The sequence below is a fragment of the Streptomyces celluloflavus genome (assembly GCA_000720995.1).
GTDB classification, from domain to species: domain Bacteria; phylum Actinomycetota; class Actinomycetes; order Streptomycetales; family Streptomycetaceae; genus Streptomyces; species Streptomyces celluloflavus.
The window spans coordinates 216661-240154 of record JOEL01000015.1 but is presented as its reverse complement, the minus strand read 5'-3'; the positions used below and the strand labels follow the sequence as shown (position 1 = coordinate 240154).

23 protein-coding genes are annotated in these 23494 nt (G+C 70.6%); 8 read left to right on the top strand and 15 right to left on the bottom strand.

The window, feature by feature from the left end:
• Positions 1–68: 68 nt before the first annotated feature.
• Complete coding sequence (locus tag IH09_RS17065) at positions 69–620, bottom strand: acyl-CoA thioesterase (RefSeq protein ID WP_052857112.1); 552 nt, start codon at positions 618–620, stop codon at positions 69–71.
• Positions 621–863: 243 nt separating this feature from the next.
• On the opposite strand from IH09_RS17065, the gene IH09_RS17060 reads away from it, so the two are divergent.
• Complete coding sequence (locus IH09_RS17060) at positions 864–2156, top strand: LCP family protein (RefSeq protein ID WP_052857111.1); 1293 nt, start codon at positions 864–866, stop codon at positions 2154–2156.
• Positions 2157–2431: 275 nt separating this feature from the next.
• On the opposite strand, the gene IH09_RS17055 is transcribed toward IH09_RS17060, so the two are convergent.
• Genes IH09_RS17055 through IH09_RS17045 form a run of 3 tightly spaced genes read right to left on the bottom strand, consistent with a single transcriptional unit; the run spans position 2432 to position 4036 of the window.
• Positions 2432–3280 carry a helix-turn-helix domain-containing protein gene (locus IH09_RS17055; RefSeq protein WP_052857110.1) on the bottom strand — a complete coding sequence of 283 codons (849 nt, stop codon included), beginning with the start codon at positions 3278–3280 and terminating at the stop codon, positions 2432–2434.
• Positions 3281–3294: 14 nt separating this feature from the next.
• Positions 3295–3810 carry a DUF6879 family protein gene (locus tag IH09_RS17050; RefSeq protein ID WP_052857109.1) on the bottom strand — a complete coding sequence of 172 codons (516 nt, stop codon included), beginning with the start codon at positions 3808–3810 and terminating at the stop codon, positions 3295–3297.
• A complete protein-coding gene (locus IH09_RS17045; RefSeq protein WP_052857108.1) occupies positions 3782–4036 on the bottom strand; it encodes a hypothetical protein in 255 nt (84 codons plus the stop codon). The genes IH09_RS17050 and IH09_RS17045 overlap by 29 nt, the downstream gene beginning before the upstream one ends.
• Before the next feature lie 422 nt (positions 4037–4458).
• Here IH09_RS17045 and IH09_RS17040 point away from each other — a divergent pair, with 422 nt between their 5' ends.
• The 3 genes from IH09_RS17040 to IH09_RS17030 all read left to right on the top strand — a co-directional run bounded on the left by IH09_RS17040 (position 4459) and on the right by IH09_RS17030 (position 5915).
• Positions 4459–4941: a hypothetical protein gene (locus IH09_RS17040; RefSeq protein ID WP_052857107.1), complete on the top strand. Its 483-nt coding sequence runs from the start codon at positions 4459–4461 to the stop codon at positions 4939–4941.
• Between the two features lie 76 nt (positions 4942–5017).
• Positions 5018–5680 carry a class I SAM-dependent methyltransferase gene (locus IH09_RS17035; protein WP_052857106.1) on the top strand — a complete coding sequence of 221 codons (663 nt, stop codon included), beginning with the start codon at positions 5018–5020 and terminating at the stop codon, positions 5678–5680.
• Between the two features lie 46 nt (positions 5681–5726).
• Positions 5727–5915 (top strand): hypothetical protein, encoded by a 189-nt coding sequence (locus IH09_RS17030; protein WP_052857105.1) that lies wholly within the window; start codon positions 5727–5729, stop codon positions 5913–5915.
• 177 nt (positions 5916–6092) lie between these two features.
• On the opposite strand, the gene IH09_RS17025 is transcribed toward IH09_RS17030, so the two are convergent.
• Entirely contained in the window at positions 6093–7265 is a 1173-nt protein-coding gene (locus tag IH09_RS17025) for an acyl-CoA dehydrogenase family protein (protein WP_052857104.1), read from the bottom strand.
• Positions 7266–7474: 209 nt separating this feature from the next.
• Here IH09_RS17025 and IH09_RS17020 point away from each other — a divergent pair, with 209 nt between their 5' ends.
• The gene (locus IH09_RS17020) at positions 7475–8815 is read left to right on the top strand and encodes a UDP-glucose dehydrogenase family protein (RefSeq protein WP_052857103.1); all 1341 of its coding nucleotides are present in this window, start codon (positions 7475–7477) and stop codon (positions 8813–8815) included.
• 231 nt (positions 8816–9046) lie between these two features.
• Here the strand turns inward: IH09_RS17020 and IH09_RS17015 are convergent, their stop codons facing one another.
• From IH09_RS17015 to IH09_RS17005, 3 genes are read right to left on the bottom strand one after another with little or no spacing between them, the layout of a single operon-like run.
• Entirely contained in the window at positions 9047–10240 is a 1194-nt protein-coding gene (locus tag IH09_RS17015; RefSeq protein ID WP_052857102.1) for a dipeptidase, read from the bottom strand.
• A complete protein-coding gene (gene purE, locus IH09_RS17010; RefSeq protein WP_052857101.1) occupies positions 10237–10791 on the bottom strand; it encodes a 5-(carboxyamino)imidazole ribonucleotide mutase in 555 nt (184 codons plus the stop codon). The genes IH09_RS17015 and purE overlap by 4 nt, the downstream gene beginning before the upstream one ends.
• Positions 10788–11993 carry a 5-(carboxyamino)imidazole ribonucleotide synthase gene (locus IH09_RS17005; RefSeq protein WP_280530323.1) on the bottom strand — a complete coding sequence of 402 codons (1206 nt, stop codon included), beginning with the start codon at positions 11991–11993 and terminating at the stop codon, positions 10788–10790. The genes purE and IH09_RS17005 overlap by 4 nt, the downstream gene beginning before the upstream one ends.
• 160 nt (positions 11994–12153) lie before the next feature.
• Here IH09_RS17005 and IH09_RS17000 point away from each other — a divergent pair, with 160 nt between their 5' ends.
• Together IH09_RS17000 and IH09_RS16995 are read left to right on the top strand one after the other, a co-directional pair.
• Positions 12154–12582 (top strand): protease inhibitor I42 family protein, encoded by a 429-nt coding sequence (locus tag IH09_RS17000; RefSeq protein ID WP_052857100.1) that lies wholly within the window; start codon positions 12154–12156, stop codon positions 12580–12582.
• Positions 12583–12717: 135 nt separating this feature from the next.
• Complete coding sequence (locus IH09_RS16995; protein ID WP_052857099.1) at positions 12718–13227, top strand: GtrA family protein; 510 nt, start codon at positions 12718–12720, stop codon at positions 13225–13227.
• 90 nt (positions 13228–13317) lie between these two features.
• On the opposite strand, the gene IH09_RS16990 is transcribed toward IH09_RS16995, so the two are convergent.
• Positions 13318–14565 carry an ATP-binding protein gene (locus IH09_RS16990; RefSeq protein ID WP_052857098.1) on the bottom strand — a complete coding sequence of 416 codons (1248 nt, stop codon included), beginning with the start codon at positions 14563–14565 and terminating at the stop codon, positions 13318–13320.
• Between the two features lie 81 nt (positions 14566–14646).
• Positions 14647–15327: a response regulator transcription factor gene (locus tag IH09_RS16985; RefSeq protein ID WP_033266590.1), complete on the bottom strand. Its 681-nt coding sequence runs from the start codon at positions 15325–15327 to the stop codon at positions 14647–14649.
• 480 nt (positions 15328–15807) lie between these two features.
• Between IH09_RS16985 and IH09_RS16980 the strand changes: the two genes are divergently transcribed.
• Positions 15808–17337, top strand: coding sequence for a peptide MFS transporter (locus IH09_RS16980; protein ID WP_052857097.1), 1530 nt, complete (start codon positions 15808–15810; stop codon positions 17335–17337).
• Positions 17338–17418: 81 nt separating this feature from the next.
• Here the strand turns inward: IH09_RS16980 and IH09_RS16975 are convergent, their stop codons facing one another.
• The 5 genes from IH09_RS16975 to IH09_RS16955 form a co-directional block, all read right to left on the bottom strand.
• Positions 17419–18831, bottom strand: a complete 1413-nt coding sequence (locus IH09_RS16975; RefSeq protein ID WP_052857096.1) for a hypothetical protein — start codon at positions 18829–18831, stop codon at positions 17419–17421.
• On the bottom strand, positions 18831–20060 hold the full coding sequence (locus tag IH09_RS16970) for a hypothetical protein (RefSeq protein WP_052857150.1): 1230 nt from the start codon (positions 20058–20060) through the stop codon (positions 18831–18833). The genes IH09_RS16975 and IH09_RS16970 overlap by 1 nt, the downstream gene beginning before the upstream one ends.
• Before the next feature lie 1291 nt (positions 20061–21351).
• On the bottom strand, positions 21352–22059 hold the full coding sequence (locus IH09_RS16965) for an LPXTG cell wall anchor domain-containing protein (RefSeq protein WP_052857095.1): 708 nt from the start codon (positions 22057–22059) through the stop codon (positions 21352–21354).
• Positions 22060–22297: 238 nt separating this feature from the next.
• Positions 22298–22798, bottom strand: coding sequence for an ATP-binding protein (locus tag IH09_RS16960; RefSeq protein ID WP_052857094.1), 501 nt, complete (start codon positions 22796–22798; stop codon positions 22298–22300).
• A gap of 173 nt (positions 22799–22971) precedes the next feature.
• The gene (locus IH09_RS16955) at positions 22972–23340 is read right to left on the bottom strand and encodes an STAS domain-containing protein (RefSeq protein WP_052857093.1); all 369 of its coding nucleotides are present in this window, start codon (positions 23338–23340) and stop codon (positions 22972–22974) included.
• Positions 23341–23494: the final 154 nt, after the last annotated feature.

The window sequence follows — 23494 nt, the reverse complement described above, 5'->3', positions numbered from 1 at the left end:
CCCCTCCACGCCGTCCGGCCGGTACCGCACCACGAACGATCACGCAGCGGAATTCCCGCCTCGGCACACTAATCTTCCAGCCCCTCAGCCACCCGCTGCTCCCGGAGTTCCTTGATCGCGCGGCGGCGGGCGAGCCGGTGTGTGCGCCGGATCTGCGCCTCCTGGTAGCGGCGCCGGTCCTTCTCCGTCTCCGGGATCACCGGCGGGACGAACCGCGGCCTGCCGTCCTCGTCGACCGCCGCGAAGACCAGATACGCGGAACCGACCTGCTGCGCGGGGGTCGATTCGTTCCAGCGTTCGGCCATGACGCGTACGCCGATCTCCATGGAGGAGCGGCCGGTCCAGTTGCACTGCGCGCTCACATGGACCAGATCGCCGACCCGGACCGGCTCCAGGAACGCCATTTCGTCCATGGACGCGGTCACCGCGGGCCCGCCGGAGTGCCGGCCCGCGACGGCGCCCGCCGCATCGTCCACCAGCTTCATGATCACGCCGCCGTGCACCGTGCCGAGCAGGTTCGTGTCGCTCGCGGTCATGATGTGGCTGAGCGTCGTACGCGACGCGAATGTCGGCTTTCCGGGGAGATCGTCCCCGGGTTCGGTAACGCCCTGATCGGTCATGGCCCTAGCCTAAGCGCCCCGCGCCGGGGCCGTTCCGCCGCTCCCTCTCCGGACATCCACGCAGGTCAGCGAGGTGATGTGGAAGGGGAGCCGGCAGCGTCGGCGGAACCGCCCGCCCGTCCGCCGGAATGATCGCGTCCGATATCACGTCACGCCCCGCTATGCATCAGCTCTGCAACAGGCCCGGCCCGATCCGGTACCCGCCCTGTCGGGCCGGGCCCCGCGGCAGGCACACTCTCCCCTATGAACGAATGGCCCAATGGGTGGTCGGGCGACCAGAGCGGCAACCAGTACGGACGCGGCAGCGGCAGCTCCCAGCCGGAGGGCGCCCGCGCCATGCCGCAGGTGCGGCGGGACGCGGGCCCGGGGCGGCCGCGCTCCGAACCGCCGCTGCCGCCGCAGCTGTCCCCGAACCGGGGGTCCGTGCCTCCGCAGCAGTCGCAGGGCTACGACTCGTACAACAGCGGCTACAACACCGGCCAGGTCTACGGCGACGGCGGCGGGCGCGGTGGCCACGGCGGCGGTCCCGCCGCGACCGGCCGCGGCAGCCGGCCGGCCCCCAACTGGGGCCGCCGCATCAAGTGGACCGTGCTGACCCTGGTCACCGTCTTTCTCGTCACCTCGATCGCCACGTACTTCTGGGCCGACGGCCAGATGCGCCGCGAGGTCGACCTGAGCAAGGTCATCGACCGGCCGGCGGCCGGGGACGGTACGAACTACCTGATCGTGGGCTCGGACAGCCGCGAGGGCATGACCGACGAGCAGAAGAAGGTGCTGCACACCGGCTCCGCCGAGGGCAAGCGCACCGACTCCATGATGATCCTGCACGACGGCAGCAACGGCCCCACTCTCATCTCGCTGCCGCGTGACTCGGACGTGGTCGTCCCGTCCTTCGTCGGCTCCCAGTCGGGCAAGAAGTTCCCCGCCCAGGGCCGCCACACCAAGCTGAACGCCACGTACGCGATGGACGGCCCCGAGCTGCTGGTGCGCACCATCGAGGCCAGCACCCATCTGCGCATCGACCACTACGTCGAGATCGGCTTCGCCGGTTTCGCCAACATCGTGGACGCGATCGGCGGCGTCGAGCTGGACATCCCCAAGGCGTTCAAGGACAAGGACGCCGGCGCCGACTTCCAGGCCGGTACGCAGACCCTGGACGGCCAGCAGGCGCTCGCCTTCGTCCGGACCCGGCACGCCTTCGCGGCCAGCGACCTGGAACGCACCAAGAACCAGCAGAAGTTCCTGGCCGCCCTGGCGCACCAGACCGCCACCCCGAGCACCCTCCTCAACCCCTTCAAGCTCTACCCGACGCTGAGCGCCGGCCTGAACACGGTCATCACCGACAAGGACATGAGCCTGTGGGACCTGGGCCAGATGTTCTTCGCGATGAAGGGCGTCACCAACGGCGAGGGCAAGTCCATGAACATGCCGCTCTCCGGCAACATCGGCAACAACCTCCTGTGGAACAAGACCAAGGTCGCCCAGCTCGTACAGCAGCTGAACAACGACGAGAAGGTCACGGTCACGAGCGACTGATGGGCGGCGGGCGGGTGGCGGGCGGCGGACCGCGCCGCCACCCGGGCCCGGCTCGTGTGTGAGGCGGGGAGGTCAGGATCGCTGCGGACCGCCGTGCCCCGATGCCAGGACCGGCTTCACGGAAGTCGAGGCCGATGTCCTCGATGCCCCTGCCTCCGGCCACATCGGCACCTTTACCTTCATAAATCTGCGTGCTTTACGGCATGTACCACCCTGACCTGCACGAATAGCCCCTTCATGGGGCACTCCCCCAGCTTTTCCCCATGATCACCAGGTCACTCCAGGGACGCCACGGCATCCGCGATCAGAGAACGCGCTGCCGCTCCGCGTGCGATCCCTTGGGAGAGCCGCTCAAACGCTCGGGCATACAGCTCGACCTGACTGGGCTGTGTGAGCGTGGAAGCAGCATCCAACGTGTCCGCGTGCACCCGACCGTCATCGAAGATCGTGAAGGTTGGCATGGGCCACACGGTCCGTTGTGTCGAGAACGGGACGATGCCCACGGCGACGTTCTGAAGGTCCATGACCCCGAGCAAGTGGCCGAGCTGTGCCGCCATGGTTTCGGCGCTGCACAGCCGGTAACGCAACACCGACTCCTCCAACACGAACGAGAAACGGTGTGCACCATTGCTCAGCACCGCGTTACGCCTCATGCGGGCCGCCACGGCATCGCTCACATCATCCGGAGTTCCCCGGAAATCCGCGATGGAGGACAGCAGTGCAGCGGCGTATCCGGGTGTCTGGAGGAAGCCGGGGATCACGTCAGAGACGTAGACCCGGAAGGTCTTAGTTTGTTGGTAGAGATCCCCAGCGGATTCTTGCAGGCGCCGAAGGCCGCTCCGCTGGAGTCGTTTCCACTGCACATGCGCATCGGCGGACTGCCGGTTTGCCGCGATCAAGTCGGGGGCCTGGTCGCCAGCAGCGCAGGCGCGGCACCACGCCCGGATGTCCGCGTCAGAGGGAGGCGTCTTGGCGTTCTCGATCCGGGATGACTTCGACTCCGACCAACCGCACCTGACGGCCAGCTCCCGCCCACTGATCCCCGCGTCCTTCCGGATCTCACGCAGACGCCCCGCAAGATCCTCGCGGGCCTTCTGGACGCGTGAAGAGAGGTGTGGGGGCATGGAGCTGGCTTTCGTCAGACCTCGTACTGGTGGTGCGGGATCGCTCGCTCCCAGACTGCTTCGAAGGCGGCGGAGCACAGCTTCACGGCTTCCGGGTCCGCCGTGATCTCGTCCTCCACCACCACTCCATCACCTGAGAAGTGGTGCACTCGGAGCAGGGTGCCATCGAAGAGCCAGAAGTCATTGCCCGGCAGGGCGACACTCGTAGCCTGCCGCCGTGGCAACCACCGCACTTCCTCGCCCGCCGTGACGTTGGCGCGGGTGACGTAGTGCTCCCAGCGGATGTAGTCCGATACAGGCTCGGAGACCACCCGGGCCCGGCGAATCGCCACGCCCCGGGCCACGGTGTCTGTGATCAACTGGTCGTAGGAGTGCCACCAGGATGCGCGGTCCTCCCAATCAATCCGCTCGCCCAGCTTCCACGCCTCGAACCGGTCCGTCGGGGCGTAGGAGTCCCGCAGTTCCAGGTGAACGGCGGACCGCTCGCACTGGCCAAGCAGCTCAGCGAAGCTGGGCACGCTCGACGGCATCACACGCCTCCCTGATCATCGGAACCATCCGGGCCGGAATCCTGACGATGGCCTCACTGTCAGGCACCGAGCCATTCGCGGGGCTGGTTCCCTCACACTCCGCCTGAGTCTCGGGGTTCGGCTTCCACCCCTGCAACAAGATCTCCTGAGCTTCCGCGTCCGCCCACACGGTGGGGCAGTGGTCCCGGTCGGTGTTGGGATCGATCCCAATGAACTCTACGGCCATGGCAGGCTCCCTGGTCTAGGTACTTGCTCGGGCTTGCACCAGCCTCTTGAAGTGGAGAGATGGCGTCAATACCGCAATGAGCCAAGCGAATTGACGTGCAAGCTCGTGCAAGTTCATGGACCGGCAACTTCCCGTCTCCGTAGCTTCCTTGGCACAGCCAGTTGACAGCCGGAGGCGAGCATGGCGATGACCATCGCGGTCTATCGAGTGACGAGGGACGGCATCACGGAGCGGGTACCAAAGCACGAGGTGACACCCTCTTCTGAGCCCTCGGCCTCGAACCGATTCCCGCTGTGCCACTGCCCCATTCACGCGGACAATCCGTGTGCCCCCGAGAGCGGGCACCACACCCGGGACGGTGTCTGAGCGCAACTGGCCAATCCGCAGGCTCCACGCAACCCTTCTCCCTGGAGGTACGCACGATGAGCACAGCCGTTCAGACCCGCACCCGTGACCCGCAGATCCTCCTCAACGCACTGGCCCATCGAGTACCCCACCTGATCACCGGCACCGAGCCGACGCTGTGGGACCGAGAAATCGCTCTCCTGCTGCGCGACAACAGCGTCATGACCCGTGACACCGCTGAGCGGCTTCTGGGCCAGGCCATCGCGTACACGATCACCGCCATGGAGCGGAAGGGCGTGGACATGGGCGTCGGCTACACGGTGGACGTCGCCGTGCACGCCCTGATCCTGGACACCCCGTTGTACTTCGCGCTGTGCGACGAGTACAACGGCGGCCAGTACAAGCACCACGCACCGCTGATCGAACGGCGCTGCGACGGCACTGTGATGCGTACGGCGGAGATCCTGCGGGACAACGGATTCGCCGTGGACGATGAACTGTGGGCCATGGACGCGGCGGAGTGCTCGCCGTGCGACAACAAGGTGCCCGACAGCCACTAGCAGCGCCCTGTACGGGTGCCCCTGCCCCTCTCCTGGGGCAGGGGCACCAATCCAACCGTGAGACCGAGGACGACAGTTGCCGGCACAGCACAACATCGACTCCGAACGCGAACTCTGGGACACCTTCGCGGAGAGCACCAAGGACAAGGTGCTCGACGCCGACCCTGTGTTCTGTTGGACGCAGTACGCCGGACACGGCCCTGGCCCCGAACTCCTGGGAGACCCGGAATCCGTCCTGGAGATCGGTTGCGGTACGGGGCGGGCGCTCGCCTACCTCACACAACGGGGAGTGAAGGCAACCGGGGTGGACCTCTCCCCCGTCATGGTGGCCAACACCACTGAACGGTGGGGCCCGTTGGGGACACGGTTCATCTGCGCTGAAGTGCTGGACCACTTGAGCAGCACGAAGGAAACCTACGACGCCGTGTACTCGATCTTCGGTGCTGTGTGGTTCACCGACCCGGCCAAGCTATTTCCTTTGATTGCTGAGCGGCTGAACCCCGGCGGTGTGCTGGCCTTCTCCCAACCGCCGGCCATTCCTGGCGCGTACGGACCGCAAGGCATGTACAAGGGCGGCTTTGCAGGCAGGGCCATGTACTCGTACCGGTACAGCTACATGCCCCGGAAGTGGGAAAGTCTCCTGCTCAAGGCAGGGTTCAAGGGAGCGGACGTGCAGGTCTTGGACGCTCCAGAACAAGATCACATTGGGACTCTGATCGCCCGCGCGGTGGTGTCCTGAGTCAGAGCATGCAAGCGAACGAGGACCGCGAAGGGAAATAACGTCCGTGCTCCACGGTGAGGACCTGGCGAAAGACCTTCGGCGTGACCACGGTTTCATCCACGTCGGACGTACCAGGGACGGGGACGCCGTGGTCATGCGCAAGGGCGACAAGTGGACCGTGGTCCCCCTCCGATGGCTCACCGAAGAGGCCGTGGACACCATCAAGGCCCAGGCCGGAGTCAGCCTCGTCTGAAGCGTCGCCGCCAACAGTCGCCGCCAATGGATGAACGCCCCCTGGGTGATCCGGACAGCGTCCTGGACCGACCCGCCACAGCGGGCGGGGCGCCCGGAAACGGCCCGCCGGAGCCCACACGAACGGCCCCCGGCAGCACGCCGGGGGCCGTGTCGTCCGTACAGGTCGCCCCGTCCCCTACGGCAGGTTCCTCGCCATCACGATCCGCTGGACCTGATTCGTACCTTCGTAAATCTGCGTGATCTTGGCGTCGCGCATCATCCGCTCGACCGGGTAGTCGCGGGTGTAGCCGTAGCCGCCGAGCAGTTGGACGGCGTCCGTGGTGATTTCCATGGCGGCGTCGGAGGCGTAGCACTTGGCGGCGGCGCCGAAGAAGGTGAGGTCCTCGGGCTTGCCGCCGGCGGAGATCCGTTCGGATTTGGCGGCGGCGGCGTAGGTGAGCTGGCGGGCGGCCTCCACCTTCATGGCCATGTCGGCGAGCATGAACTGGACGCCCTGGAAGTCGCCGATCGGCTTGCCGAACTGCTTGCGCTCCTGGACGTACCCCTTGGCGTAGTCCAGGGCGCCCTGGGCGATGCCGAGCGCCTGGGCCGCGATGGTGATGCGGGTGTGGTCCAGGGTCTTCATCGCGGTGGCGAAGCCGGTGCCCTCGGCGCCGATCAGGCGGTCGGCGGGGATCCGGACGTTGTCGAGGTAGACCTCGCGGGTCGGTGAGCCCTTGATGCCGAGCTTCTTCTCCGGGGCGCCGAAGGAGACGCCCTCGTCGCCCTTCTCGACGACGAAGGCCGAGATGCCCTTGGAGCGCTTCTCGGGGTCGGTGACGGCCATCACCGTGTAGTACTCGGAGACGCCCGCGTTGGTGATCCAGCGCTTGACGCCGTTGAGGACGTAGTGGTCGCCGTCGCGGACGGCCCGGGTCTTCATACCGGCCGCGTCGGAGCCGGCGTCCGGCTCGCTCAGGCAGTACGAGAACATCGCGTCGCCCTTGGCGAGCGGGCCGAGGTACGCCTTCTTCAGCTCCTCGGAGCCGGAGAGGATCACCGGGAGCGAGCCGAGCTTGTTGACCGCCGGGATGAGGGAGGAGGAGGCGCAGACCCGGGCGACCTCCTCGATGACGATGACGGTGGCCAGCGCGTCCGCGCCGGCGCCGCCGTACGCCTCCGGTACGTGCACGGCGTGCAGGTCGTTGGCGACCAGCGCGTCGAGCGCCTCCTGCGGGAAGCGCGCTTCCTCGTCCACCGCGGCGGCGAACGGCGCGATCTTCGCCTCGGCGAGCGCACGCACCGATTCGCGGAGCATGTCGTGCTCCTCGGACGGCCGGTACAGATCGAAATCAGCGGTTCCCGCCAAGGTTTCTCACTCCCCTGAGAGCTTCTGCCAGTGCTAACTACCGTTAAGTAACCCGGTATGTATGCGGATTCTAGGCGCCGGTGCCGCATCGGGATACGTGAGGTTGCCGACAGCTCCCGGTGAGCGGCCGGGGCCGGTGGCCGGATCTCCCTCCCCGGGCCCGACTATGCTCGGTCAGCGCCGTTTCCCCGTACGCGTCTGGAGCACCCATGGCCCTCAAGATCACCGTGATCGGCACCGGCTACCTCGGCGCCACCCATGCCGCGGCCATGGCCGAGCTCGGCTTCGAGGTACTGGGGCTGGACGTGGTCCCGGAGAAGATCGAGATGCTGGGGCGCGGTGAGGTCCCGATGTACGAGCCGGGGCTGACGGAGCTGCTGCGCCGCCATGTCGCCGGTATCGAGGGCTCCAGCGGCCGGCTCCGCTTCACCACCTCCTACGAGGAGGCCGGGGAGTTCGGCGATGTGCACTTCGTCTGCGTCAACACCCCGCAGAAGCACGGTGAGTACGCCTGCGACATGTCGCATGTGGACGCCGCCTTCGACGCGCTGGCGCCGCATCTGACCCGGCCCGCCCTCGTCGTCGGCAAGTCGACGGTGCCGGTGGGCAGCGCGGTCCGGCTCGCCGCGCGGCTGGCGGAACTGGCCCCGGCGGGCGCGGAGGCCGAACTCGCCTGGAACCCGGAGTTCCTGCGCGAGGGGTTCGCCGTCCAGGACACCCTGCACCCCGACCGGATCGTCGTCGGCGTCGCCAGTGAGCGGGCCGAGCGCCTGCTGCGCGAGGTGTACGCGAAGCCGGTCGGCGCGGGGTCGCCGTTCATCGTCATGGACTACCCGACGGCCGAGCTGGTGAAGACCGCGGCCAACTCCTTCCTGGCGACGAAGATCTCCTTCATCAACGCGATGGCGGAGGTGTGCGAGGCGGCCGACGGCGATGTGGTGAAGCTGGCCGAGGCCATCGGCCACGACGAGCGGATCGGCAGGAAGTTCCTGCGGGCCGGTGTCGGCTTCGGCGGCGGCTGTCTGCCCAAGGACATCCGGGCGTTCATGGCCCGCGCGGGTGAGCTGGGCGCCGACCAGGCGCTGACGTTCCTGCGCGAGGTCGACTCGATCAACATGCGGCGCCGCGGCCACATGGTCGAGCTGACCCGTGACGCGGTGGGCGGCAGCTTCCTCGGCAAGCGGGTCGCCGTCCTCGGCGCAACGTTCAAGCCGGACTCCGACGACGTACGCGACTCCCCCGCGCTCAATGTCGCGGGCCAGATCCACCTCCAGGGCGGGCAGGTCACCGTCTACGACCCCAAGGGCATGGAGAACGCCCGCCGGGTCTTCCCGACCCTCGATTACGCGGACAGCGCGCTGGAGGCGGCGCGCGGCGCGGACGCGGTGCTGCATCTGACGGAGTGGCGGGAGTTCCGCGAGCTGGACCCGGCCGCCCTCGGCGCGGTCGTCTCCGAGCGCCGCATCCTGGACGGCCGCAACGCCCTCGACCCGGAGCTGTGGCGCGAGGCCGGCTGGACCTACCGCGCGCTGGGGCGCCCGCAGGCGTGAACCGGCGTACGGGGCGGGGCACCGGCGAGCGCACCGGTGCCCCGCCCCGCGTGCTCGTCGGCGTCCGCTCTCCGCAGGGGCGCTCCGCCGGCGGGGCGGCCGGTCCGTCGAAGGGCTCGTAGGGCAGCCGCACGGTAGTTGCAATCGCCACCGTCCGGCGGACCGGCGATACGGCGGCCCCGGGCCCGCCGGTCGGGCAGCGGCCCCGTCGGCGGGCCCGGGGCGCCGGTGTCAGCCGTCCAGTTGCTCGATCGTCGCGTGGGACGGACCGCGGCGGGTCTGCTCCTCGCGGGCGACGTCCTCGGCGGCGCGCAGGGTGCGGACCGCGTTCTGCCAGGTGAGCTTGGCGAGGTCGGCCGGTGACCAGTTGCGGTCGAGCAGCTCGCCGAGGAGGTTGGGGTAGCCCGCGACGTCGGCCAGGTCGGTCGGGGTGAAGGGGGTGCCGTCGTAGTCGCCGCCGAGGCCGAGATGGTCGATACCGGCGACCTCCCGCATATGGTCCAGGTGATCGGCGACGTGCGCGGCGGTGGCCTGCGGCATCGGGTGCCCGTCCTGGTAGGCCCGGTGTACCCGCATGGCCTCGGGGGTGGTGTCCAGGTGGTGGAAACCGTGCGCCCGCATGTTCTCGTCCGCGCCGAGGATCCACTCGCCGACCTCGGGGAGCACGAACTTCGGGACGAAGGTGGCCATCGCGATCCCGCCGTTGGCGGGCAGCTGGGCCAGTACGTCGTCGGGGATGTTGCGCGGATGGCCGCAGACCGCGCGGGCGGAGGAGTGCGAGAAGATCACCGGCGCCCGGCTGACGCGCAGCGCGTCGCGCATCGTCTCGGCGGCGACGTGCGAGAGGTCGACGAGCATGCCGACGCGGTTCATCTCCCGGACGACCTCCTCGCCGAAGGCGCTCAGGCCGCCCGCCCGCGGTTCGTCGGTCGCCGAGTCCGCCCAGGCCAGCGAGTCGTTGTGGGTGAGCGTCAGATAGCGGACGCCCAGCTGGTGCAGCGTGCGCAGCGTGGCGAGCGAGTTGTTGATGGAGTGGCCGCCCTCGGCGCCCATCAGGGAGGCGATGACACCGGCCGCGCGGGCGGCCTCCATGTCGTCGGCGGTGTACGCCAGGCGCAGCTCGTCCGGGTAGCGGGCGGCCAGCTGGCGCACCACGTCGATCTGTTCGAGGGTGGCGCTGACCGCGTCGTCGCCCGCGTAGTCGGAGCGTACGTAGACCGACCAGAACTGCGCGCCGACGCCGCCGGCTCGCAGCCGCGGCAGGTCGGTGTGCAGGTGTGCGGACTGGTCGCCGGCGATATCGCGCTGGTCGAGGTCGTAGCGGACCTGCTCGCGCAGCGCCCAGGGCAGGTCGTTGTGGCCGTCGACGACGGGGAACTCGGCGAGGATCCCGGCGACCCGGGGGTCCGGCGTGGTGGCGGTCATCGCTTGCCCCCGAAGCCGAAGCCGGCCGGGGCGGCGACCTTGTTGCGCAGCCGCTTGCCCTTCTCGGTGGCCTGGTCGTTCAGATCCTGCTGGAACTCCCGCATCCTGCCCAGGAGTTCGGGATCGTGCGCGGCGAGGATGCGGGCGGCGAGCAGACCGGCGTTACGGGCCCCGCCGACCGAGACGGTGGCGACCGGCACCCCGGCCGGCATCTGCACGATGGACAGCAGCGAGTCCATCCCGTCGAGGTACTTCAGCGGGACCGGGACGCCGATGACCGGCAGCGGGGTCACGGAGGCGAGCATGCCGGGCAGATGGGCGGCTCCGCCGGCGCCCGCGATGATCGTCTTGAGGCCGCGCTCGGCGGCCCGCTCGCCGTACGCGATCATTTCGTGCGGCATGCGGTGGGCGGAGACGACATCGACCTCGTAGGGGATCTCGAACTCGTCGAGGGCCTGGGCGGCGGCCTCCATGACGGGCCAGTCGGAGTCGGAGCCCATGACGATGCCGACGAGCGGGCCGCCGAGGGGGGTGCCGGAGCCTGAAGTCATTCGGTGATCGTTCCTCGCAGATAGCCGGCGGCGTGCGCGGCGCGCTCGCGCACGTCGGCCAGGTCGTCGCCGTAGGTGTTGACGTGTCCGACCTTGCGGCCGGGCTTCACGTCCTTTCCGTACATGTGAATCTTCAACTGCGGATCACGTGCCATGCAATGGAGGTAAGCCGCATACATGTCCGGGTAATCACCGCCGAGGACGTTGGCCATCACCGTCCAGGTGGCGCGCGGGCGCGGATCGCCGAGCGGAAGGTCGAGTACGGCGCGGACGTGGTTGGCGAACTGCGAGGTGATCGCGCCGTCCTGGGTCCAGTGGCCGGAATTGTGCGGTCGCATCGCGAGTTCGTTGACGAGGATGGCGGGCTCACCCGCGGCGTCCCGGATCTCGAACAACTCGACCGCGAGGTGGCCGACGACGTCCAGCTCGTCCGCGATCCGCAGGGCGAGCTGCTGGGCCCGCGCGGCGAGCTCGGCGGACAGGCCGGGCGCCGGGGCGATCACGGTGTCGCAGACGCCGTTGACCTGAACGGATTCCACGACCGGGTACGCGACGGCCTGGCCGTGCGGCGAGCGGACGACATTGGCGGCCAGTTCGCGGACGAAGGGGACCTTCTCCTCCGCCAGGACGGGCACTCCGGCGCGGAACGGCTCGGCCGCCTCCTTGGAGGATCGCACGAGCCAGACGCCCTTGCCGTCGTAGCCGCCGCGGACGGTCTTGAGGACCACCGGGAGGCCGCCGCCCGCGCCGTCGTCCGGCCACTGCCCCGCGTCGGGGCCCGCCGCACTCCCGGCGAGCCCGGCCGCGAAGCGCGCGACATCGGCGGGATCGGTGACGATGCGGTGCCGTGGGCAGGGCGCGCCGATCGCGTCCAGCTTCGCCCGCATCACCCCCTTGTCCTGGGCGTGCACCAGCGCCGCGGGGCCGGGCCGGACGGGGATTCCGTCGGCCTCCAGCGCCCGCAGGTGCTCGGTGGGAACGTGCTCGTGATCGAAGGTGATCACATCGCAGCCACGGGCGAAGGCGCGCAGCGTGTCCAGGTCGCGGTAGTCGCCGATGACGACCTCGCTCACCACCTGGGCCGCCGAGTCCTGCGGAGTGTCGCTGAGGAGCTTGAACTTGATGCCGAGGGGGATACCCGCCTCGTGGGTCATACGGGCGAGCTGACCGCCGCCGACCATGCCGACTACCGGGAACGTCACGCCCCCAGGGTATCCGCACGGCTGCGCGGCCCCGACCCCGGCTTGGAGGATCCTCCGAGTCCGCACGTTCGAAGATCGTCGAGAAATGACCATCAGAAGCCGTGAGGCCCGGACCGGGCGGAGGAGCCCGGCCGCCCCGCGCGGCGGAGAGGGAAGCCGGATGGAGAGCAGCGGCATACCGAAGAAATCCAGACTCCTGGCGATCGTCGTCGCGATCGCCGCACTGCTGATCGCGGTCTACTCGGTGATCGGCCAGCTGTCCGGACCGGAGGTCTTCGCCGAGGGCGACACCGAGATCGCGGTGACCGCCGGTGAGCACTTCTCGGTACGGCTCGCGGACGACCCCGCCGACGGCGGGCACTGGGTGATCGCCGAACCGCGCCCCGATCCGGCCGTTCTGCAGGCCACCGGCGGCCATTTCGACGCGGACGACCCGCCGCCGTCCGGCGCGGGCGGCTCCCGCTATCTGGACTTCACGGCGGTCCACCCGGGCCGTACGGACCTGCGGTTGCTGCGCTGCCGGCGCTGCGGCACCCCCGACGCCGACGAGGGCGCCCGGAGCCTGAACTTCCGCGTCACCGTCGGCTGACCACGGCGAGCGGCCGCTCCGGTGCGGGATTCCCGGGTGGCGGGCGGCGCCCTCCGGCGCTGGTTAGCATGAGGCAGCGGTCCAGGGTTGACGGTCCGCGGACATATACCCACGACGGGGAGCTGGACCATCGCCATGAGTGAACCGAGCGCGCTGCGGTCGAAGCTGGCGGCGCTCACCCGGGAAGTGGTGAAGTTCGGCGCCGTCGGCGGCGCCGGTGTGGTGGTGAACTTCGCGGTCTTCAACCTGGTGCGGCATCTGACCGAGGTGCCCGTCGTGCGGGCCAGCATCGTGGCCACGGTCGTGGCGACCGGCACCAACTACGTCGGCTACCGCTACTTCGCCTACCGCGACCGCGACAAGCAGGGCCGCACCAAGGAACTCACGCTCTTCCTGCTGTTCAGCGTGGTCGGCCTGGTGATCGAGAACGGTGTGCTCTACGCCGCGACGTACGGCTTCGGGTGGGACAGCCCGCTCCAGAGCAACATCTTCAAGTTCCTGGGCATCGGCATCGCCACGCTCTTCCGCTTCTGGTCCTACCGCACCTGGGTCTTCCGGGCGCTGCCCGCGCGCGAGGCCGTGGAGACCGCCGAGTCCTTCCTGGCCGACGGCGCCGTGCGCCCGCGCAGCGCCTCCCGCAAGTAGCCGCCGGGGCGCTCCGGCCGGGCGTACGCGCCGCGCTCCGCCCGCGAACGGACCCCGCCGCGTACGGCCCCGCGCGGTACGCCGTACGCCTCACACCTCGCTCGGCTCGGCCTCCCGGGCCAGGAAGAGCGCGAAGACCGGCGGATGCTGCTGGAGCAGTTCCAGCCGGCCGCCGTCAGCCTCCGCCAGATCGCGGGCGACGGCCAGGCCCAGGCCGGTGGAGTTGCGGCCGGAGACCGTCCGCTCGAAGACCCGTGAGCCGAGGTCCGGCGGCACACCCGGCCCGGCGTCGGTGACCTCGACCACCGCCTGGTTGCCGGTGACGCGGGTGCGCAGCGCGACCGTCCCGTCCCCGTGCATCAGCGAGTTCTCGATGAGGGTGGCGAGCACCTGGGCGACCGCGCCCGGGGTGCCGACGGCCCGCAGCCCCTTCTTGCCGGAGCGCACGATGGCCCGCCCGGCGCTGCGGTAGGCCGGGCGCCACTCCTCGACCTGCTGCTTGACCACCTCGTCCAGGTCGAAGGCGACCGCGGAGCCGCTGCGCGGATCGCGCGAGTTGGTCAGCAGCCGCTGGACGACGTCGGTCAGCCGCTCCACCTGCCCGAGCGCGATGGTCGCCTCTTCCTTCACGGTGTCCGGATCGTCGGTGAGGGTGATCTCCTCCAGCCGCATGGACAGCGCGGTCAGCGGCGTCCGCAGCTGGTGGGAGGCGTCCGCGGCCAGCCGGCGCTCGGCGGTGAGCATCCGGGCGATCCGCTCGGCGCTGGCGTCCAGGACATCGGCGACCCGGTCCAGCTCCTGGACGCCGTAGCGGCGGTGGCGCGGGCGCGGGTCACCGGAGCCGAGCCGCTCGGCGGTCTCCGCGAGGTCGGTGAGCGGCGCGGTCAGCCGGCGGGCCTGGCGGATGGCCAGGATGACGGCGGCGATGATCGCCAGCAGTGCGACGGCCAGGATGACCAGCAGCGTCCGGCCGATCTCCTCGCTGATCGTGGAGCGGGACTCCTGGACGGTGACGGACTCGCCCCGGTCGCCGTCGACCTTCGACTCGATGACCTCGCCCACCGGACGGTGCCCGATCTCGATCGTCGGCTTGCCGGGCACCTTGATCCGGGCGTACCGCGTGGAGGTGATCTGCTCGGAGAGGATCTCCGGGGTGATCTTCTCCCCGCTGCCCAGCCGGCTCTCCACGATCCCCACCAGCCGGACCGCCTCGGACGCCACGCTCTCCTGGGCGCCCTCCTGGATCGTGCGGGTCTCGACGATCACCAGCGAGACACCGAAGACGGCGATCACCACGAGCACCACGGCGAGCGTGGAGTTGATCAGACGGCGGCGCACGGTGTCCTCCGGGCAGGAATTCGGTGGATCGTTCGGTGCTGCCCGCCCGGTGTCCGGGCCCGGCCCGCCCCGGAGCGGGCCTCAGCTCTTCTCGAAGCGGAAGCCGACACCGCGGACGGTGGCGATGTAGCGGGGGTTGGCGGCGTCGTCGCCGAGCTTCTTGCGGAGCCAGGAGATATGCATGTCGAGCGTCTTCGTGGACGACCACCAGGTGGTGTCCCAGACCTCGCGCATCAGCTGGTCGCGGGTGACGACCCGGCCGGCGTCCCGCACCAGGACCCGCAGCAGGTCGAACTCCTTCGCCGTCAGCTGGAGTTCCTCCTCGCCCATCCACGCGCGGTGCGACTCGACGTCGATCCGTACGCCGTGGGTGGCGGGCGGCTGCTGGGGCTCGGCGGTGGAGCCGCGGCGCAGCAGCGCCCGTACCCGGGCCAGGAGTTCGGCGAGCCGGAAGGGCTTGGTCACGTAGTCGTCGGCGCCGGCGTCCAGGCCGACGACGGTGTCGACCTCGTCGGCGCGGGCGGTCAGCACCAGAATGGGGAAGGAGTGGCCCTCGTTACGCAGCCGGCGGGCGACCTCCAGGCCGTCCATACCGGGCAGTCCCAGGTCCAGGACGACCAGATCGATATTGCCCTGGAGGCCGGCGTCGAGCGCCGTGGGGCCGTCCTCGCGCACCTCGACTTCGTAACCCTCGCGGCGCAGTGCGCGGGCGAGCGGCTCCGAGATGGACGCGTCATCCTCGGCGAGCAGTACACGGGTCATGGCCCGATGGTAGTCCGCCGGGCCGGGGCCAAGTGGCGGACCTGCACAGACGGGCGACAACCGGGCAGGTGCGCGAAGCCGGCGGCCGTCAACCACGGACCCCCGCGGAGGGTTGCCCCACATCGGTGTGAGCGTTGTCTCAGGTGGCGCGCCGGTGCGCGAACCGCACGTATGGTGGGTAAACGTCCATCGCATAACCTCTGGGACCAATGACCCCACAACTGGCGTCATCGGTCCCTGTTGCGTGCAGGACTGGGACCGCCAGTCTTGACACACAGTGACCGACCTGTCGACCGGGTCCGCCGCGCGAGAGCACGGGGGAGGGCGCGGGTCCCGGTGCAGGACTGTCCAGCCGATTCCTCCTCGTGTGGTGTCGGCCCCCGGGACGTGGGGGCGGGCAGGTCTACGCAGGTGCCGGTCACCCCCGACGCGGGCGCGCAGTGCCTCATCGGCGCGTCCCGAGCAGACCAAGGAACCACCATGGCGTCCAGCCTGACGAAGGACGCGGCCCGGCAGGGAGACCCTGCGAACGGCGGCAAGACCTTCTTCGGCCACCCCCGCGGACTGGCCACTCTCTTCATGACCGAGATGTGGGAGCGCTTCAGCTTCTACGGCATGCGGGCCCTGCTCGTGCTCTACCTGATCTCCGGCGGCGGCGACGCCAAGCCCGGTGCGCAGGGCGGCGGGCTCGCCATGACGATGGCCACCGCGTCGGCGATCTACGCCGTGTACATGGCCATGGTCTACCTGCTCGCCATGCCCGGCGGCTGGTTCGGCGACCGGGTCTGGGGACCGCGCAAGACGGTCGCCATCGCCGCGAGCATCATCATGCTCGGTCATCTGACGCTGGCCGTGCCGGGCCAGGCGATGTTCTTCGTCGGTCTGGTGCTCGTCGCGCTCGGTTCCGGCCTGCTCAAGTCCAATATCTCGACGATGGTCGGCCACCTCTACGACGGTCCCGCCGACCCGCGCCGGGACGGCGGCTTCACGATCTTCTACATGGGCATCAACATCGGTGGCTTCGCCGCACCGCTGGTGATCGGCACCATCGGACAGCAGGTCAACTGGCACCTCGGCTTCGCCGTCGCGGCCGTCGGTATGGGCCTGGGCCTGGTGCAGTTCCTGATCGGCACCCGCCACCTCAGCCCGCGCAGCAGCGTGGTCCCCACCCCGCTGGAGGCCGCGGAGCGCGCCTCCTGGCTGCGCAAGGGCCTGATGTGGGCCGCCATCGCCGCGATCTTCTACGGCGTGGTCGTCGCCACCGGGCACTTCACCCTGAACTGGGCGCTCATCCCGATCACCCTGCTGGGCCTGATCATCCCGATCACCGTGCTGACCCGTATCAAGCGGGACAAGGACCTCAGCGAGCACGAGCAGACCAAGGTCAGTGGCTACATCTGGTTCTTCGTGGCCGCCGCCGCCTTCTGGATGATCTTCGACCAGGCCGGTTCGACGCTGAACGGCTTCGCCGAGAAGAACACCGCGGACACGGTCTTCGGCCTGAGCTTCCCCTCCACCTGGTTCCAGTCCGTGAACCCGCTGTGGGTGATGGCGCTGGCCCCGGTCTTCGCCTGGATGTGGATGGCACTGGCCAGGCGCGCCAAGGAGCCCAGCACCACGGTGAAGTTCGCGACGGCGATGCTGCTGATCGGCGCCTCGTACTTCGTCTTCATCGTGCCGATGCAGATGTCGGGGGACGGTACGAAGGTCAGCCCGATGTGGCTGATCAGCGTCTACATGATCCAGACCATGGGTGAGCTGTGCCTCTCCCCCGTCGGCCTCTCGGTGACCACCAAGCTGGCCCCGCAGAAGTACGCCAGCCAGATGCTGGGTGTCTGGTTCCTCGCCGTCACCGCCGGAGACTGCGTCGTCAGCATGCTCTCCATCGCCGGTGCCGATCTCAGCGGGGTGGGAGTCCTGGCGGCGGAGGCCGGACTGGCCGTACTCGCCGGCCTGGCGATCTGGCTGAACCGCCGGAAGATCGTGGGGCTGATGGGCGACGTGCGCTGACGTCACCCACGAGCACCGACCGGGCCCGGCACGCCGTTGCGTGCCGGGCCCTGTGCTGTGCCGTGCCGTGCCGTTTACGGGCTAACGCCGCAGCCGCCGCCACGGGGTGAAGGTGAAGACCGCGCCGCCGAGCAGGATGACGGTGCCGGCGACGAGGCCGAGGGCGGTCAGGCCGCCGTGGTCGCTCGCACCGGTCGCGGCGAGGCTGCCGCCGGTGCCGCCCGCGGCGCCGGACGAGCCCGCCGTACCGCCGCCGGAGACCGTGGCGCCGCCGGAGGTGCCGCCCGACGTACCGCCCTGCTGGGCCGTGGTGTCGAGGGTGAGGGAGACGCCCGGGTCCTTCTCCGGGGTGCAGGTCGTGGTCGTACCGAGGGCGTTGACGGTGAGCACGCCGGGGGTCAGCGTGGCCTTGCCGCTGCCGCCCGGCTTGTAGGTGCCCTGGAGGTCGGGGATGGTGATCGGCTGGCCGGCCTTGATGGGCTGGTCGTTCGTCGGGCCCGCCACCTTGACCGACCCCTTGTCGGCGCCGCCCACCTTGACGTCCATCGACGGTTTGACCGAGTCCTTGGGGATGTCCGCCGGGCTGTCCATGACGGACTTGCCGAACTTCACGGTCAGACCGTAACTGCCGCCCTTCTTCACGGCGTTGATCCGCACCGGCGAGGTCGCCTTCTTGTCGCCGATGGGGGTCTTGCAGGCGTACGGGACCGCCACGTCCTTGCCCTGGTAGGCGGTGCCGTCGGGGTCACCGCCGGAGGAGCCCCCGGCGGAGCCCCCGGTGGTACCGGCCGTCGTACCGCCGGTCGCCGTTCCGCCGGTCGTCCCCGCCGTCGTCGTGCCGCCCGTCGTACCGCCGTCGGTGGACCCGCCACTGGTACCGGCCGTCGTACCGCCGGTCGTCGTCCCGGCCGTGGTGCCCGTCGTCGTACCGCCGGTCGTACCGCCGCCGTCGGTCACCTTGACGGTGACCGCGGGCGGCACCTCCTCCTTGGGTGTGCACTTGGTGTCCGTGGAGATCGGTTTGCTGACGTTGATGTTGTAGAAACCGGGCGCCAGGGTGACCTCGCCCGCCTTCGTCAGCTTCAGCTTGCCCTTCATGTCCGACAGCTTCATCGGGCTGTTCTTGGGGATCGGCGGGTTCTGCCGCGGCCCCTGCATCGCCAGTTCGCCGGTCTGCGCCCCCGCCACCTTGAGCGTGCCGGTCGGCTGGACGGTGTCCGCCGCCAGGTCGAGGATGTCGGGATTCTTCGACGCCCCCTCGACCGTCTTCCACACCACCTCGATCTCGTCCCCGACCTTCGCGGTCGCGGGCGCGCTGACCTCGGCCTTCGTGGTGCCCTCGATCGGCGGCAGCCCCGAGATCGGCGGCGGCAGGCACTCCGTCTTGTACGACACTTCCGCGGCCTGGGCGGGCCCGGCCGCGGCCATGATGCCCGCCCCCGCGAGCATCAGCGCGGCCGCCGAGGCCACACCCGCTCTGCTCCGTTGCCTCATCACGTGGAACCCTTCGACGTCGGTCGTTCGGTGGATGTGGTGGTGGACGTGGTGGACGGTGCGGTGTCCGGGGTGAACCACGGCAGCGCGGCGGCGTCGTCCGGCGTACCGGATCCGGCTGCCGGACCGCCCCTCCGGGCGCCCTGCCCGGTGCCTCTCCTGGCGCCTTTCCCCGTGCGTTTCCCCGGGCCTTTCCCGGAGCTCTTCCCGGTGCGTTTCCTCGTGGCGGACGCGGCGGTACGCGGTCGGCCGGGTGCCGTACGGCGCGGGCGCAGCCGGTCCACGACCGCCATCCCGGCGCGGAACACCGCCGTCGGAACCACCAGGCACAGCAGCACCCAGAAGAGCGTCACGCCCCACGGCCTGCCGACCCCCCACGGCTGCTCCGCGAGGACCTTGCCGCCGTACTTCAGCGAGACCAGATAGTCCCCGTGCGCCCCCGCCGCCAACTCCACCGGCAGCTTGATCTCGGCTTTCTTCCCGGCGGGTACGGTCCCCCGCCACTGCTGGTCCTCCCACTTGGGCGCGAAGACGCCGTGCGCGGTGCCCACCTGGAAGACCGGGTCCCTGGCAGGCTCCGGGCCGAGATTGCCGACCGTGAAGGTCAACTGGCGCTGCGCCGGGGCGCCGAACCAGGTCAGCAGGCCGCTGCCGCCCTCCAGCCGCGGCGGCGCGAGCACCGTCAGCCGGCCGCCGGTGCTCTCCTCGGGCAGCGGCGCCACCGGGTGCCCCGCCACCGTGAACGCGGCGTCCGCGGCGGCCGCTTTGCCCGTCACGGTCGCCACATGCACCACGCAGGGGCAGGGCTTGGGCGGCTCGGCCACCGGAATGCCCGTACGGAACGCGCCGTGCGCATCGGTGGTGACGGCGCGGCCGTCGCCGTTGGCACAGGAGTTGGTGCCGCCGATCATGTTCTGCCCGCAGATCAGCAGGGTGAGCAGCGCCTTGGGCCGCCAGCCGCGCCCGGTCACGGTGACCGTGCCGCCCTTGCCCGCCTCCTTCTCGGCCAGCTGGACGGACGGCCCGGCGGGGGCGGCGAGGGCGGCGGCTGTACCGACGCCGGTGCGGCCGGCACTGTCGGCTCTGTCGGCACTGCGGACGGACACGGCCGTGTCCACGGACGCGGGTCCGGCGGCGAGCGCGGGGCCGGCGGGCAGAGCGGCGAGCGCGAGGGCCGCGCACAGCCCCGCCACGGCCCTGACCGCCCGCCCGGTACGGGCCAGGACCATACGCGCCGTCGGCCGCCCTGCGGGGCCGGGTCCGGGACTCGTCAACTGCCTTACGGTGTAGGCCACTTCAGAGGTATCGACGGTACCGACCGCTCCAGCGGCCCCGGCGATCCCCGCAGCCCCCACGGCCTCAGCGGTCCCGGCGTTCCCGACACCGCGCGCCGCTGGCGCTCCCCCGCCCCCACCACCGCGCGGCTCCGGCCCCACCGGCCCCACCCGGCGCCGATCACTCCGCCGCCGTACGATCCGCAGCCCACCCGCGCCCGCCGCCAGGACGAGCGCCGCCGCGGCTGCCGACGCCCACCACGGGACCGCGGTGTAGGTAGCCGTCGCCGAGCCGTACGCGCCACCGTCCGCCGTCGCGGTGAGCCGTACCGCCACCGAGTCCAGGGCGGGCGGATCGGGCCACTCCTCGGTGCGTTCGACGCGCTGGCCGGGCCGCAGTTCGACCGGCAGCGGGCGGGCCGCGCGGCGCAGCGCCGGGCCGAAGAGACCGTCGGCGCGGACCGCCAGCCGCGGCGTGAGCACCGTGTTGCCCCGGTTGACCAGCGCGTACCGGATGACCGCGGAGCCCTGCCGCGGTCCGCTCACCGCGACGTTCTCTACGGTCAGCGCGGCCAGCCTCGGCCCGGTGACCCGCAGCTGGATCCGTACCCGGGCCTCCTTGCCACCGCCCGCCGCGACGACCGCGCCGGGGTGGTCGCCCGGGGGCGCGTCGCGCGGCACGGTGACGGTGAACGGGACGCTCGCGCGGGTCCGCGGCGGGAGCTCGACCTTCCCGGCGGCGAATGCGATCCAGGACCCGGAGCCGTGTCCGGAGCCGCGAACCGCCCGGTCGCCGCCGTCGGCCCGGTCCGCATCCGCACCGCGCAGCCGGACGGTGACGGGCCGGGCGGAGGGGTTGCTGAGGGACAGCCGGTCCTGCACGACCGTGCCGGGCCCGCCCTCCAGATAGAAGTACGGGTACTCCCGCGCCCCCGGCCGGCCGCCACCGGACGCGGGGGCGGCGGACCACCCCGGCCCGGCGGACGCCGAGAACACGGATGAGACAGAAGAAGCAGCGGATATATACGGTGCGGCCGTCGGCCGGGCCACGGCCGCCGCGGGGCACAGCAGTACGGCGGCGGCCGCGAGGGCCCCGCCCGTGGCCACGGCGCGGGTACGGAACGGCATCGGCGGCTCCTGGCGCGAGGGGGTGCCTCCCCGGCCGTCCGGGCGGGGAGGCGTACGGAGTGCGGTGCGTGCGGTGCGGTGTGCCGGGGCGCGTTCGGCGCCGGCCCACCGCCCGGTGTCACGCCCGCTGGTGGCGGCGGGTCAGCCAGAGCGTGCCGGCCGCACCGGCCAGCAGTACGGTGCCGCCGAGGGTGCCGAGGGCGAGGACGGAGTCCGCCGGTCCGGTCTGCGGCAGCTGTCCGCCGGAGCCGCCGCCCGAACCGCCGCTGCCGCTGCCGCCCGAACCGCCGGCCCCCTTGACGTCCAGGGTGAGCGAGGGCTTGGGGTTGTTGGCGGGGGTGCAGGTCGTGGTGGTGCCCAGGGCCGTGATGGTGAGCGTGGCGGCCGTGAAGGTGACCTTCCCGCTGCCCTTGGGGGTGTAGGTACCGCTCAAGTCGCTGATCTTGATGGGGGTGTTGGCGGGTATCGCCTTGTCATTGGCGGGCCCCGCGACCGGCACCGTACCGCTGTCCGCACCGCCCAGCCGGATCAGCGCGCTCGGCTTCATCGCGCCCGTGCCCAGTTCGACGGGGCTGGACGAGACGCCCTTCTGGAAGGACATGACGAGCTTGTACGCTCCCCCGCTGGGGGTGCTCTTGATGTCGATGGGCGAGACCGCGCCCTTGTTGCCGATCGGCGTCTTGCACTGGTAGTTGACGTCGACGACCTCGGCGTGGGCGGCCGGTGCGGTGAGCAGCACCGCGGATCCCGCCGTCAGCGCCACGGCCGCGGCCAGGCCGGCCGCCCGGCGGGGGCGGGTGCCGTGCAGTTCGTGGAATGGGGTCACTCGGGGTTCCCCTCCTCGCGGGTGAGGCGCCGCCGAACGCCGAACGTTGCTGACGCCACATCAGATTTGGCGCTCAAGGTACGCCGGGGGCCTTGCCGAGGGAAGGCACAGTGCGGCCCGGATCGGCGCGGAGCACCGGACGGCCCGCCCCCGGCCGCCACACGACGGAGCGCGGGCCCGTGGACCCGCGCTCACTTCCCCTCCGGCGCCGCCTTCCGGCCCCCTCCCGCGCCGCCCCTCAGGACGGTGCGGCCAGCTCCGCCCAGACGGTCTTGCCGGCGCCGTCCGGATTACGTACGACACCCCAGTCCAGGCAGAGGCGCTGCACGATGAACATGCCGTGGCCACCGGGGCGCCCGGCGCGGTGCGGGGTGCGCGGCGCGGGCGAACCGGCGCCGAGGTCGCTGACCTCCAGCCGCAGCACCTTGGCGGTGCAGCGCAGCCGCAGCTCCTCCGGCCCTTCGGCGTGCAGACAGGCGTTGGTGACCAGTTCGGAGACAACGAGCAGCACGTCCTCGGCCGCGGCCCGCTGGTCGGCGTTGGCGGCGGGCAGCCAGCCCCAGTCGTGCAGGGCCTCCCGGGCGAAGTCGCGGGCGCGCACCACGGAGCCCCGGGTGCCCGCCAGGCGCAGCCGGCGGACCTGGCCGGCCGGGGCGGCCGGCCGGGGGGCGGCGGAAGCACCGGCGCCACCCGACTCCGGGCCGAGATCGCCCGGTGGGTACGGCCGGGTGGTGCTCATCAGCGCTTCACCTCACCGATTCGCCTTTTCACGGAAAACAGATACCTGACTGATTCGACGGATTCAGATGTCTCCTGCCCGACCGGACCGCGAGAACACCCACTTCTTGGGTACGGAAGTTGTGACGCGGAATACGTGCCCGGAGCTCGGCCCCTGGACACCCCCGGTCACCGTCAGTCGGCGAGTGCCGCTTCGAGGGAGTCGTGCACCGTGAATACCGCCTCCGCGCCCGTGATCTCGAAGACCCGGGCGACCACCGGCTGCATCCCGGCCAGATGGACTCCGCCGCCCGCGGCCTCGGCTTTCAGGCGTGCGCCGAGCAGTACGTTGAGTCCGGTGGAATCCATGAACTCCAGAGGAGCGCAATCCACCACGAGGCGGGCGTAGCCGTCGGCCACACAGCCTTCCAGTGATTCACGCAACAGATCCGCGGTGTGGTGATCCAGCTCACCCGCCGCGGTCACCACCGCGCTGGCACCGTGATGCCGGATCGCGACGTGTAGCCGCCCCCGGCTCGCACTGCCGACCGTCCCGCGGTCCATGCGCGCGCACCCCTCTTGCTGTCTCGGTGACTGTTGCTTATGACTGCGCTCAGCGAACCCTACGCCTTCGTTACGCGCGCGGGTAGCCGAACAATGCGCATATAGCACCAAATATGGACAACACGGACTTGCCATCATCGGGCAAAGCCAGGTA